This is a genomic window from Pseudomonas sp. 43NM1, assembly GCF_002836905.1.
GTDB lineage: Bacteria > Pseudomonadota > Gammaproteobacteria > Pseudomonadales > Pseudomonadaceae > Aquipseudomonas > Aquipseudomonas prosekii.
The window spans coordinates 1-13,276 of the sequence record NZ_MKGS01000182.1; the positions used below are offsets into that span (position 1 = coordinate 1).

The following is a 13,276-nucleotide window of genomic DNA, read 5'->3' on the forward strand; positions in this document are numbered from 1 at the left end:
GCTCACCGGGCGCCTCGATGCGGCGCTGGTGTACGGCCCGCTGGAACTCGCCGGGCTCGACGGCGTGCCGCTGTGCGACGAACGGCTGGTGCTGATCAGCGAGGCCGATCATCCGCCGATCCGCAGTGCGCTGGATGTGGAAGGGCGCTCGGTGTTTACTTTTCGCCAGGGTTGTTCGTACCGGATGCGCCTCGAAGCGTGGTTCGCCCATGACCGCGCGGCGATGGGCCGCGCGATCGAGATTGAATCGTACCCCGGCATGCTCGCGTGCGTGATTGCCGGTTCTGGTGTGGCGTTGATGTCGGAGTCGATGCTCGCCAGCCTGCCGGGCCGCGAGAGCGTCGCGGTGCACCCGCTGGCCGAGCCGTTCGCCAGCGCCACGACGTGGCTGATGTGGCGCAAAGGCATGCTCGGGGCGAATTTGAATGCGTGGGTGGAGCAGCAGCAGTTGGTTTATCCAACAGCGCTACCACAGGCTTTGGCGACGGCTTGAACTATCGGTCAATAATTTTGATCAATTCAGTAACAGATCATTGCGATCTTCGGCGAGCATTGCGTAGGACTTCGGACTATTATCAGTGCGAAGTGGCTACAGAATTTTCGCCACTCGGCACTACCCTGAAGGGGGCACCATGAAAGAGAAAATCGAAAACTGGCTGCACGATCTGGGTGTTGCACTCGGTCTGATTGAACCGCCTATGCAACCTGTGCCAATCCGCACGGACGACGAACAGCGCCGACGCCAACCGCGCCGCCGCTAAGGGCGCCATCTCCCGCAGCTGCCAGCACCGTTTTGTAGCAGCTGGCGAGCACCGCGAGGCTACGTTCGACTGCGCAGCAGTCGCCGAACCTGGCGCACTTGAATTCCATTTTCACGACGACGTTGTTGCCGAACGCAGCCTCGCGGTGCTCGGCAGCTGCTACAGGTGCGCGTCGTGCTAATGCTGGCTGATTCCAGCAGACATCTGCTTACATTTCCCCGGTTTTCTTCAGACGAAAAAAAACGGGTGTGGCAACCGACGCCACACCCGTCGAAGAAAACATCAAGTCGTTACCGCATCCTTACGCAGCGCTCGCCACTACTGCCGGGCGACGCGACAGCAGACTCACCACCACGAAACTCACCAGACTCACGCCGAGGCTGTAGTAGATCGGCGTGTTGGCGTCGAAACCGTCCTTGACCATGAAGATCAGCGCCGTTGCGAAACCCAGGCCCATGCTGGCGATGGCGCCGGAGGTGGTCGCGCGTTTCCAGAAGATCGCGCCCATTAACGGAATCAGCATGCCGCCGACCAACAGGTTGTAAGCCAGCGTCAGCGCGCTGATCACGTCGTTGACCACCAGCGCAATCCCGAGGACAGCGATACCGGTCAGCATGGTGAACAGGCGGTTGATGCCCAGGCTCGACTGTTTGCCGCCGCGCAGTTTCGGCAGCAGGTCTTCGGTCAACGTGGTGGAGGCGGCGAGCAGACCGGCGCTGGCGGTGGACATCATCGCGGCCAGTGCGGCGGCGATCACCAAGCCACGGATGCCGTCCGGCAAGGACAGTTTGACGATGGCGGCGAAGGCGTTGTTGACGTTGTCCAGGTCCGGAATCAGCACGTGAGCGGCCATGCCGATCAATGCGCAAGCGAGGCCGTAGAGAATGCAGTAGAAGCCAGCGAAGGTGCCGGCGTACTGGGCGATTTTCGCGGTTTTGACCGTGAACACGCGCTGCCAGATGTCCTGGCCGATCAGGATCCCGAAGAAGTAGATCATGAAGTACGTGATGATCGTGTCCCAACCGATCGTGGTGAAATTGAACGCGGTCGATGGCAGTTTCAGCACCAATTCATCCCAGCCGCCGACGCGGTACAGGCAGATCGGCAACAGGATAAACATCAGGCCGACGGTCTTGATCACGAACTGGACGATGTCGGTCAGGGTCAGCGACCACATGCCGCCGATCGCCGAGTAAACCACCACTACACCACCACCGAGCAGCACCGACATCCAGAACGGCAAGTTGAACAGAACTTGCAGCACGGTGCCGATTGCGAGGATCGAGGTCACGCCGATCATCAGCGCGTAGGCCAGCATGATCGCTGCGCTCGCCGAGCGGGCCATCGGGTTATAGCGTTTTTCCAGAACTTGGGTGACGGTGTAAATCTTCAGTTTGAGCAGCGGTTTGGCGAGGAACAGGTTCAGCGCGACAATCCCGCAACCCAGTGCGGCGCACAGCCAGAAACCGGAAATCCCATGCACGTAGCCCAGGCGCACGGTGCCGACGGTCGACGCACCGCCCAGCACGGTGGCGGCCATGGTGCCCATATACAGCGTGGGGCCGAGGTTGCGACCGGCGACGAGGTAATCTTCGTTGGTCTTGGCTTTGCGCATGCCGAAGTAACCGAGCACAAGCATCGCGGCGGCGTAGATGAGGACGACGAATAAATCCAGGGCCATGGTGGCGTGTCTCCGATTGTCTTTTTTATGGTGAGGCTGAAATTCAGTTCCCGTAGGAGCGAGGCCTGCCCGCGAAGGGGGCTGCGCGGTCGGTCAGACTGACCGCGTGATCGTTCTTCGCGGGCAAGCCTTGCTCCTACAGGTCATTCGTTGATCAGGCGGCTTGTCGCAGTTCAGGCTCGGTGGCGGCTCCCTTGCTGCGAGCATCCTTCGGGCCGAACACTTCCCGTGGTTCCGGAAACATACTCAGCAGCGCCAGGTACACCAGCGACGCCAGTCCCAACGTCACCGGCAAGCTGATGTCGATGCCGCCTGCCAGATCGCCCAGCACACCGACGAACTGCCCCGGCAGGTTGACGAAGCACAAACCCACCAGCGCACTCGGGATCCACGCGCCCAGACCGCGCCAGTTCCAGCCGTGGGTGAACCAGTAACGGCCACCTTTTTCGCCGCGAGTGAACACTTGCAGGTCGTCCGGGCAATAGAAGCCGCGACGCACGACGAGGCCGATGATCATGATCACCATCCAAGGCGTGGTGCAGGTGATGATCAGCACGGCGAACGTCGAGACGCTCTGCACCAGGTTGGCGGCAAAGCGCCCGATGAAGATGAAAGCGATCGACATCACGCCGATCAGCAACGTCGCTTTGACCCGCGACAACACGCGCGGGAACACGCTGGACATGTCCAGGCCGGTGCCATAGAGGGAAGTGGTGCCGGTCGACATGCCGCCGATCACCGCGATCAGGCACACCGGCAGGAAGAACCAGCTCGGCGAAACTGCCAGCAGGCCGCCGACGTAATTGTTCGCGGCGATGTAGTCCGGTGCCTTGATCGCAACGATGGTCGCGGTGGCGAGGCCGAACAAAAACGGAATCAACGTCGCGAGTTGCGCGCCAATCACCGCCAGCATGATCCGAGCCTTCGGCGTTTCTCGCGGGATGTAGCGCGACCAGTCACCGAGGAACGCGCCGAAGGAAATCGGATTGCTCATGGCCACCAGCGCGGCACCGATGAAGGCTGCCCAGAAACCCGCCTGACCGACGGCGACGGTGCCGGCGAACTGGCTGTCGAAGGTCGGCGCGAAAGCAAAGATGCCGAGCAGGAACAACAGGCTGGCGGCCCAGACCGCGATGCGATTGACCCACAACATGAAGCGGAAACCGTAGATGCACACGGTCAGCACGAGGATCGCGAACAAACCGTAGGCCAGGCCCAGCGTCAGGTCGGTTTCCGGCAGACCGATCAGGCGTTTGGCGCCACCGATCAGCGCATCACCCGAGCTCCACACCGACAACGAGAAAAACGCGATAGCGGTCAGCAGCGACAGAAACGAGCCGACAATCCGCCCGTGCACACCAAAATGCGCACCGGAAGACACGGCGTTGTTGGTGCCGTTGAGCGGACCGAACAGGCCCATCGGCGCCAGAATCAGCGCGCCGAGCACCACGCCCAGCACAATTGCCCACACGCCGGCCTGAAACGACAGCCCGAACAGCACGGGAAAACTGCCGAGCACCGCAGTGGCGAAGGTATTGGCGCCGCCGAAGATCAAGCGAAACAGATCGCTGGGTTTGGCGTCGCGCTCATGGTCGGGGATCTGTTCGACCCCGTTTGTTTCAATGCTGCTAAGGCTTTTTTCTTTGTTGTTGTTATTCATGATCAGCTCCGATCATAAAGGCGCGCTCATCGTGCGTGAGCGTCACCTGTTTGGCTAAGGGGGTGGCAGCCCTTCCGGCATCGCGGACAAATGTTCATGACAGGCCAGCCATAGGCCTTGTTGTTCTTGGCCAGACGCTTGTTTATTGAAAACAATCGTCTCGCGCTCCTGGCTGAAATGTTGCTCCCCTTGCATGCGCAGCTCGGTGGCCACGTCATGGATGAAAATCGCCACATCACCTTGCAGGCTGACGAAGGCGTTGCTCGAGGTGCACGAAAGCACTTCGAAGCCATCCTCGGCGCGCCAGTTGTCCCACAACGCCTGATAGGCGTCGCGCGACAACAGTGGCTGTCCGAGGGTGTAGAACACGAAGCTCGCGTCGCTGCTGAATGCACCGAAATAAGCTTCGCGATCGTTACGGGCGAAGGCGCTCACCAGATTGGCGGCGGCTTGCAAAACCTCATCGCGCTCGTTCATGACCAGCCCTCAGCGGTGTGCTACGCCAGGCAGTACGCAGAGCATTTCGTAGAGCAGATTGGCGGCGAGCAGCGAGGTGTTGCCGGTGGTGTCGTAAGCCGGCGAGACTTCTACCAGATCGCAACCGACGAGGTCGAGGCCCTGGCAGCCACGGACGATTTCGATCGCCTGAATAGTGGTCAGACCGCCGATTTCCGGGGTACCGGTGCCAGGCGCCCAGGCCGGGTCAATACCGTCGATGTCGAAGCTCAGGTACACCGGACCGCCGCCGACTTTCTCGCGGACTTCGGCCATCAGCGGTGCCAGGGATTTGTGCCAGCACTCTTCAGCCTGAACCACGCGGAAGCCTTGTTTGCGGCTCCAGTTGAAGTCTTCGGAAGTGTAACCCTGCGCCCGCAGGCCGATTTGCACGACGCGATCCGGGTCCAGCAGACCTTCTTCGACGGCGCGACGGAACGTGGTGCCGTGGGCGATTTTCTCGCCGAACATGTGATCGTTGACGTCGGCGTGGGCGTCGATGTGCACCAGCCCGACCTTGCCGTGCTTTTTATGAATCGCCCGCAGGATCGGCAGTGTGATGGTGTGGTCGCCGCCGAGGGTCAGCGGGATCACGTCGTGTTCGAGGATGTTGTGGTAGGACTCTTCGATGATCCGCACGGCGTCGAGCAGGTTGAAGGTGTTGATCGCCACGTCACCGATGTCGGCAACCGACAGCGAGTCGAACGGCGCGGCGCCGGTGGCCATGTTGTACGGGCGGATCATCACCGATTCGGCGCGGATTTCGCGAGGTCCGAAACGGGTGCCGGGGCGCAGCGAAGTACCGATGTCCAGCGGCACGCCAATGAAAGCAGCGTCGAGGCCGGCAGCGGTAGGCAAGTGGGGGAGTCGCATCATGGTGGCGATGCCGCCGAAGCGCGGCATTTCGTTGCCGCCCAGTGGTTGGTGAAGAATCTTGTCCACGGGTAGGGCCTCATCGTCGTTGTTTTATTTATGTCGGCGCGCCGTTCTCGGAAGGTCGGGCACCGCTGTGGCCGGATGATGCGAAATGTAGTGGGCAGGAAGAATCGCTACGGGCAAATACTTAGTTCAGATTTTTCTAAACTAATGGCTGAAGGGGGATTAGACTTTGCGGCATTGAGTTTTGTACTCGCCTCAAGAACGACCCCTCACCCTAACCCTCTCCCCAGAGGGTAGAGGGGACTGACCGAGGTGTTCTCGGGAATTACATGGACCTGAAATATCGAGTCAAACGCAGGATTTGAAAGCCATGGAGATCGGCTCCCTTTCCCCCTCTCCTCAGGGGGTAGAGGGGACTGACCGAGGTGTTCTCGGGAATTACATAGACCTGAAATATCGAATCAAACTCAGGATTTGAAAGCCAAGGAGATCGGCTCCCTTTCCCCCTCTCCCCCCTGGGGAGAGGGTTGGGGTGAGGGGGGGATTCAACAGGCAACACATTTCTAAAGCCCGGAGCCCGCATGGCCAACGCTTTACCCGACCTGAAACTCCTGCGTATTTTTGTCAGCGTGGTGCGGCATCAGGGATTTGCCAACGCTCAGCAAGAGTTGAACCTCTCGACCTCGGCGATCAGCACCTACATGAGCCAGCTCGAAGCGGCGCTCGGTCTGGTGCTGTGCCATCGCGGGCGCGGTGGGTTCAGTCTGACCAGCAAAGGCGAGTTGTTTCATCAGGAAACCTTGCGGCTGCTGGGCGAACTCGAAGGTTTCGAGCAATACGCCGCCGCGTTGAAAGGCGAATTGCGCGGCACCCTCAACCTCGGCGTGATCGATTCGACCGTCAGCGACAAGGCCTTGCCTTTCGCCGAAGCCATCGGCGCCTACAGTCAGGAGCACCCGGCGGTGCATTTGCACCTGTCGGTCATGAGCCCTTACGAACTGCAACTCGGCGTGCAGGACAACCGCCTCGACCTCGCCATCGGCGCGTTTTCCACGCGCATGAGCGGGTTGGTCTACATGCCGCTGTACCGCGAACAACACTGGTTGTATTGCAGCAGCCGCCATCCGCTGTTCAGCGAACGGCGCATCCCCGAGCAAGTCATCACTCAGCAACGCATGGTCGGTCGGGGTTATTGGAGCCAGGCTGAACTGGCGCGCCACGGTTTCAAACACAGCGCCGCGACGGTCGAAAGTATGGAAGCGCAACTGATTCTGGTGCTCTCCGGCGCTTACATCGGCTACCTGCCGGAGCACTACGCGCAGGCGTGGGCCGACAAAGGCGATTTGCGTGTATTGCTGCCGGCGACGTTCGGCTATCAGGCGCCGTTTTCGATGATCGTGCGCCGTGGTCGCAGCCGCGAACCGCTGATCCAGACGTTCCGCGATCTGCTCAAAGCGCAGCTCAACCAGGCTGCTTGAAGGAAAGGCCCGTATGCCCAGAATCCACTGCCCGCGCTGTCTGCGCCCACAAACCCATTGCTTGTGCCCGCTGATCCCGCGCCTCGACAGCCGCACGCGGGTGTTGCTGTTGCAGCATCCAAGCGAAGTGAACCATGCGCTGAACACCGCGCGACTGGCGGCGTTGGGGTTGACCAATGCCGAGTTGATCGTCGGCGAAGTGTTCGAGGATTTGCCGACACTGTTGAACCGGCCGGGGTATCAGGCGCGGTTGTTGTTCCCCGCCGATGACGCGCAGCCGTTGCAGGCGTATGCCGAAAATGCCCTGCCGTTATTGCTGGTGGTCCCGGACGGTACTTGGCGCAAGGCGCGCAAGATGTTGCACCTCAATCCGCTGCTGGCGGCGTTGCCGCGTGTAACGTTGGCGGGCGGCGGGGTGTCGCGGTATCGATTGCGCAAGGCCCCGGGGCCGGGGGCGTTGTCGACGGTGGAAGCGATTGTGCAGGCGCTGCAGACGCTGGAAGCGCCGACCACGTTCGAGCCGTTGCTGAAACCGTTCGAGGCGCTGATCGAAGGGCAGATTGCGGCGATGGGGGAGGAGGTTTTTCGGCGTAATCACGGCGGATGACTTTTTGTGGCGAGGGGGCTTGCCCTCGTTCGGCTGCGAAGCAGTCGTAAATCCTGCTAACGCACTCTGTCTGACACAACTGGGCTGAAGGGTTTTGGGGCCGCTTCGCGGCCCAACGGGGGCAAGCCCCCTCGCCACAGGTGGGAACGCTCGCGTTAGCGCTCGCGCATCGCCTCGGTCCGCGCTTTCAGCACCGGTTTGAGCAGGTAATCCAGCACGCTTTTCTCGCCGGTAATAATGTCCACCGTCGCCACCATTCCCGGAATGATCAGCAGCGGTTTGGCGTCGCCGCCCAAATGGTTTTTGTCAGTCCGAACCTGGATCAGATAGAAGCTATTGCCCTTGTCATCGGTGATCGTGTCCGCGCCGATCAGCTCAAGCTTCGCGCTCAATCCGCCATAAATCGTGTAGTCGTAAGCACTGAACTTGACCATGGCTTTCTGGCCAGGGTGCAGGAATGCCACGTCCTGCGGGCGGACCTTGGCTTCGATCAGCAAGTTGTCTTCCAGCGGCACGATTTCCACCATGTCGCTGCCCGGCTGCACCACGCCGCCAATGGTATTGACCTTCAACACCTTGATGATCCCGTGCACCGGCGACACCACCGTGGTGCGGGTCACGCGGTCTTCGATGGCGATGCTCGACGCGGTGATTTTCGACAGGTCGGTGCGCTTCTCATTCAGCTCCTTGGCCGCGTCCGAGCGGAAGGATTGCTCCGATTCGTCGATCTTGCTTTTGATCTCGTTGATCGCCGATTCCGCCCGCGGAATCGCCAGCGTCGTCGCATTCAGCGAGCCGCGAATTTCCACCGCGCTGCGTTTCAACCGAAGGATTTCCACCGGCGAAACCGCGCCCGTGCCCACCAGCGGCGCCGACATGTTCATCTCTTGATTGAGCAACGCCAAGCTCGAACTGAACTGCCCCTGTTTCGAGCGGAATTCCGCCAGTTCCTGGGTTTTTTGGCGAAGTTGTTCCGTCAGCGTGCGCTGCTCACTGGCCAGTCGGCGTTGGCGTTGTTCATATAACGAACGCTCGTCTTCAGCGACTTGCGGTGCCTTGGCAATCACTTCCGGCGACAGCTTGAACGGCCGTCCTTCAGCCTCGGCCGACAGCCGCTCGACTTGCGCGGTCAACGCATAACGATCCGCCTCGCTCTCACCCTTGTTCGACAGAAACCGCGTGTCATCGAGGCGCAGCAGGGTGTCGCCCTTATTGACCATTTGCCCTTCGCGAACAAAGATTTCGGTGACGATGCCGCCCTCGAGGTTCTGGATGACCTGGATTTTGCTCGACGGAATCGCCTTGCCTTCGCCCATGGTGACTTCTTCAAGCACGGCGAATTTGGCCCAGACCAGTCCGGAAATCAGCAACCCGGCGGCCAGCCACACGGTGATCCGCGACAGGCGCGGCGAATCCTGCAGCGCCGCGCCGGCGGTTTCCGGCATGTATTCACTTTCCGCACTCTTGCTGAAACTGCCGAAATAGCCGCGATCCTTGGGTGTGTTGTGCGAAGTGTCGGACGATGAACGCGCCATGGGTAGCTCCTAGACCGCCGCAGAGCCGACACGGCCCTTGCGCAATGCATCGATGACCGCTTCTTTCGGACCGTCGGCGACGATCCGCCCGTTGTCCAGCACCACCAGCCGATCCACCAGGCTCAGCATCGAAGTGCGGTGCGTGACCAGCAGCAGGGTTTTGCCCTCGACCCAGGTGTGAAGTTTTTGCCGCAGAACGTCTTCGCTGCTGTTGTCCATCGCGCTGGTCGGTTCGTCGAGCAGCATGATCGGCGGGTCGAGCAACAATGCGCGTGCGAGCAAAACGGCTTGGCGCTGACCGCCGGAAAGCAACTGGCCGCGCTCACCGACCGGGCGGTCGAAGCCTTGCGGATGTTGCCGGGCAAGCTCCGTGACACCGGTCAATTCGGCGACTTCGAGCATGCGTGAATCGCTGATGTATCGCGCGCCGAGGGTCAGGTTGTCGCGCAGGCTGCCGGCCAGCAACGGCAAGTCATGGGCGACATAACCGATCTGTTGTCGCAGGTCGGCGACGTCGAGTTGCCGCAGGTCGAGGCCATCGAGCAGCAGTTGGCCGTCCTCAGGTGTGTAGAAACCCATGACCAACCGCGCCAGGGTGCTTTTGCCCGAGCCGCTACGGCCGATGATGCCGATCCGTTCGCCGGGTTTGACGCTGAAACTGATGTTGGCCAGCGCCGGGGCATTCTGGCCGTTGTAGTGGAACGTCACGCCGTTGATGTCCATCGCGCCTTGCAGCTGCGTGCGTTCCAGCGGCCGTTGTTTGGCGTCGCGTTCCTGCGGCAGCGACATCAGTGCGTCGGTGCTTTTCATGGTCAGTTGCGCTTGCTGGTAACGGGTGATCAAACCGGCGATTTGCCCCAGCGGCGCGAGCACGCGGCTGCCGAGCATGTACGTCGCGACCAGCGCGCCGACGCTGAGGTTGCCGGCGATGATGCTGTAGACCCCGGCGACGATGGTCGCCATGCCGGAGAATTGCTGGATGAACAGCGTGCCGTTGGTCGCCAGCGCCGAGAGATTACGCGCGTGGCTGTCGAGGCGGGTGAGGGCGCCGTGGGTGCTTTCCCATTTGTGCTGGCGTTCGCTTTCAGCGCTGCACGCCTTGAGCGTTTCCAGGCCGCCGAGGGTTTCGATCAGCAATGCCTGGCGTTCGGCGCCGAGGCTCAAACTCTTCTGCACGGTGTCGCGCAGACGCACCTGGACGATCATCGCGAAAATGATCGTGATCGGAAACGCCAGCAGCGGAATCACCACCAGCCAGCCGCCGAGCAACCCGATGACTACCAGCATCAGCACGGCAAACGGCAGGTCGATCAGGCTGGTCAGGGTGACCGCGGTGAGAAATTCGCGCAGGCCCTGGAAGTCATGAATGCTCTGGGCAAAACCGCCGATGGTCGCCGGCCGCGACTTCATCGACATGCCGGTGATGCGTTCGAACAGCGTCGCCGAAAGAATCACGTCGGTTTTCTTGCCGGCGGTGTCCAGCAGATGCGCGCGGACCACGCGCAGGACCAGTTCAAAACCGGTGCCGATCAACAGACCGATCGCCAATACCCACAGGGTTGAAGTCGCCTGGTTCGGCACCACGCGGTCGTAAGTCTGCATGACGAACAGCGGGACCATCAGCCCCAGCAGGTTGATCAGGAAACTCGCAAGAATCGCGTCGCTGTACAGCCATTTCGACAGTTTCAGCGTGTCGCGAAACCACGCCTCGACCCGCGGCACCAGTGGGGAGCGCAGGTCTTCGAGTTCATGGCGCGGCCGGGCGAATAACGCCTGGCCGCTGTAATTGGTGGTCAGCTCTTCGAGGCTGACCCATTGTTCGCCGCCCTCGGCTTCGCTGGGCAGAATCAACAGTTGCCCATCATCGCCGAAGCGCCGCAGCACGGCGGTGCGACCATTGTTGAGCAGCAACAGCACCGGCAAGTTGAGCGCAGAAATATCCGCCAGATCACGGCGCAGCAAACGCGCCTGCAAACCGGCCCGAGCGGCTGCACGCGGCAGCAGGTCGAGGCTCAGGCGTTGCTTGTTCAGCGGCAGGCCGGCACTCAGGCTGGCGCGACTGACCGCCGCGCCATGCAATTTGCAGAGAATCAGCAGACCGTCCAGAAGCGGGTCATCGAAGCTCAGGCGCGGGTCAACACCCGTGTTGCCGGGTTCCATGCTGGTCAAATCGAGCGCTCCCGTTGTTGGCAAAGACATCTACACATCGCCTCGCGCACGGAGCTGCCGAAGGCTGCGAGGTTTTGTCACTGGGATTTAGCCCCGGAACAAAAAACTGCAGCCTGCGATAGCACCTGCTGGGGTTATCTCAGTTCTGGCAAACGCGCTTCGTTCTTCACTTCGCTGGAGGCGATCGCATCGGCAGGCAACACCACGCGTTGTTTGCTCAGCAACAGGCCCATGTTCGAGAGCACGCGGTACATCGAGTATTCCTCGGTGTAGCGCACTTCGGTGTAGCGACGGTTGGCGTTGTAGAGCTCGTTTTCACTGTCGAGCAAGTCGAGCAGGGTGCGCTGGCCGAGGCCGAACTGGTCCTGATACGCCGCGCGCACGCGTCGAGTGGTCTCGGCGTATTCGCGGGCGGTCGGGGTTTGTTTCTTCGCATTGACCATGGCGTTCCACGCCAGGTGAATGTTTTCGTTGAGCTGGCGCAGGGCGTTGTTGCGGATGTCCATCGCCTGATTGATCTGGTGCGCATCAGACGCCAGACGCGCCTTGTCGCTGCCGCCACGGAACAGGTTGTAGTTCATCACCACGCCGACACGCCACTCGTTGTCGTGACCTTCGTCGCCCTGCACGTTGTTGTTCGCGCCGACTGCCGCTTCAGCGTCGAAACGCGGGTAGAACGGCGACTTGGCAACTTCGTACTGGCTCTCGGCCGACTGCACGTCAGCCTGCGCGGATTTCAGGTACGGGTTGTTTTCGACCATGCTCTGCTGGGCTTCCGGCAGGGTGTTCGGCAACTCGCCACGGGTCGATGCCGGGGCTTCGAGCTCATCAGGCATGCGCCCGACGACGTTGAAGAAGTTCGACTCGGCGTCGGCCAGATCCACTTCAGCGGTGTCGAGGTTGTTCTGCGCCAATGCGCGACGGGCGGACGACTGATCGGAGTCGGCGTTGCTGCCGACGCCGCGCTGGGTGCGTAGGCCGATCTGGTCGTTGACGCGCATGTGCGCCTGCAAGTTGTTGGTCGCCAGCGTCACCAGTTCGCGGCGTTTGAGCACTTCGAGGTAAACCTCGATGGTGCGCAAGGCCAGATCCTGAGCGGTGCCCTGGGCGTAATAGGCACGGGAGTTGGACACGCCTTTGGTGCGCTCGACTTCATTCGAGGTGTTGAAACCGTCGAACAGCATCTGCCGCAGACGCAGCTCCGACTGGGTGTACGTGAGGATTTCGGTGTTGTGATTGCCGAACGCCCGAGTGTTGGTGTTATCGCTGTAGCCGCGCCCGTAAGCGGCGTTCAAATCCACCGACGGATAGAAGCCCCCTTTGGCGACTTTCACTTGTTCATCGGCCGAAAGGCGCGCGTCCACACGCGAAGCAAGCTCGGGGTGAGTTGCGATGGTGCTTTGGATCGCATCGGTCAATGACATGGCCTGAGCCTGGGAAGTGCAGGCCATGGCCAGCAAAATCGCGCTGCAGAGGGGGGTAAAGAGGCGCATGGGTACTTCTCCCTTGTTTCCTATGGTGCTTAACTGTCGTCAAATGTTTGACGTTATTTTTAGTAAAACCGTTTCACTCTTGTAACAACAGAGCTAAGAACATTCTAGCGAAAACCTAAGAAGATTTTCTTCTAACGCTTATTCCAAAAAAAACTTATGCGCTCTAAAAAATCCGGCACATTGTTCAAACCGAAAGCCCTTGAATTACTAGCCTTACAGAGCTTGCAGGGGTTTTAAGGAAAGTTCCATCCACTTAGCGAAAAAGAGTGGAGAAGTGTTTGAGGGGAGGGAAGTGGGACGGTTTTCGAGCGGCATTTTTTTGTCACTCGAGTGATTCAACACCGTTACGCATCGTTCGCCGGGAGATTTTTCCGCTGGTAAGACCCAATGCCATTGATTGCACAGGGTTTTTATTCCAGGCAGGACTAGTTGGCCCGCGAGCGAAACGCCTGAGGAGAACGTTGTCGGAAACGCGATTTGCCTCGGTAAACGCTTTTTGATCGACGATCCGCCGGGTG

General features: G+C 60.5%; 11 protein-coding genes. 4 read left to right on the forward strand and 7 right to left on the reverse strand.

All coding sequences use genetic code 11. The features are described from left to right. Window positions 1-493, forward strand: a 493-nt coding sequence (locus BI292_RS23355; protein ID WP_256592734.1) for a LysR substrate-binding domain-containing protein, incomplete at its 5' end; no start/stop codon positions are given. A gap of 139 nt (window positions 494-632) precedes the next feature. After that, the gene (locus BI292_RS29260; protein ID WP_256592735.1) at window positions 633-761 is read left to right on the forward strand and encodes a PA1414 family protein; all 129 of its coding nucleotides are present in this window, start codon (window positions 633-635) and stop codon (window positions 759-761) included. Window positions 762-1,062: 301 nt separating this feature from the next. On the opposite strand, the gene BI292_RS23360 is transcribed toward BI292_RS29260, so the two are convergent. From BI292_RS23360 to speB, 4 genes are all read right to left on the reverse strand, one after another. Further along, window positions 1,063-2,442: a sodium:solute symporter gene (locus BI292_RS23360; RefSeq protein ID WP_101209340.1), complete on the reverse strand. Its 1,380-nt coding sequence runs from the start codon at window positions 2,440-2,442 to the stop codon at window positions 1,063-1,065. A gap of 154 nt (window positions 2,443-2,596) precedes the next feature. Continuing rightward, window positions 2,597-4,102 carry a cytosine permease gene (locus tag BI292_RS23365; RefSeq protein ID WP_101209341.1) on the reverse strand — a complete coding sequence of 502 codons (1,506 nt, stop codon included), beginning with the start codon at window positions 4,100-4,102 and terminating at the stop codon, window positions 2,597-2,599. A gap of 54 nt (window positions 4,103-4,156) precedes the next feature. Then, window positions 4,157-4,579 (reverse strand): nuclear transport factor 2 family protein, encoded by a 423-nt coding sequence (locus tag BI292_RS23370; protein WP_101209342.1) that lies wholly within the window; start codon window positions 4,577-4,579, stop codon window positions 4,157-4,159. Window positions 4,580-4,588: 9 nt separating this feature from the next. Next, a complete protein-coding gene (gene speB / locus BI292_RS23375; RefSeq protein WP_092271595.1) occupies window positions 4,589-5,539 on the reverse strand; it encodes an agmatinase in 951 nt (316 codons plus the stop codon). A gap of 518 nt (window positions 5,540-6,057) precedes the next feature. Here speB and BI292_RS23380 point away from each other — a divergent pair. Both BI292_RS23380 and BI292_RS23385 read left to right on the forward strand, forming a co-directional pair. Beyond that, window positions 6,058-6,954 (forward strand): LysR family transcriptional regulator, encoded by an 897-nt coding sequence (locus tag BI292_RS23380; protein WP_092271593.1) that lies wholly within the window; start codon window positions 6,058-6,060, stop codon window positions 6,952-6,954. 13 nt (window positions 6,955-6,967) lie between these two features. Further along, the gene (locus BI292_RS23385; RefSeq protein WP_101209343.1) at window positions 6,968-7,561 is read left to right on the forward strand and encodes a tRNA-uridine aminocarboxypropyltransferase; all 594 of its coding nucleotides are present in this window, start codon (window positions 6,968-6,970) and stop codon (window positions 7,559-7,561) included. 155 nt (window positions 7,562-7,716) lie between these two features. Here the strand turns inward: BI292_RS23385 and BI292_RS23395 are convergent, their stop codons facing one another. From BI292_RS23395 to BI292_RS23405, 3 genes are all read right to left on the reverse strand, one after another. Further along, window positions 7,717-9,096: an HlyD family type I secretion periplasmic adaptor subunit gene (locus tag BI292_RS23395; protein WP_092271589.1), complete on the reverse strand. Its 1,380-nt coding sequence runs from the start codon at window positions 9,094-9,096 to the stop codon at window positions 7,717-7,719. Window positions 9,097-9,105: 9 nt separating this feature from the next. Continuing rightward, window positions 9,106-11,265, reverse strand: coding sequence for a type I secretion system permease/ATPase (locus BI292_RS23400; protein WP_101209344.1), 2,160 nt, complete (start codon window positions 11,263-11,265; stop codon window positions 9,106-9,108). 134 nt (window positions 11,266-11,399) lie between these two features. Continuing rightward, a complete protein-coding gene (locus BI292_RS23405) occupies window positions 11,400-12,758 on the reverse strand; it encodes a TolC family outer membrane protein (RefSeq protein WP_092271584.1) in 1,359 nt (452 codons plus the stop codon). Between the last annotated feature and the right edge of the window lie 518 nt (window positions 12,759-13,276).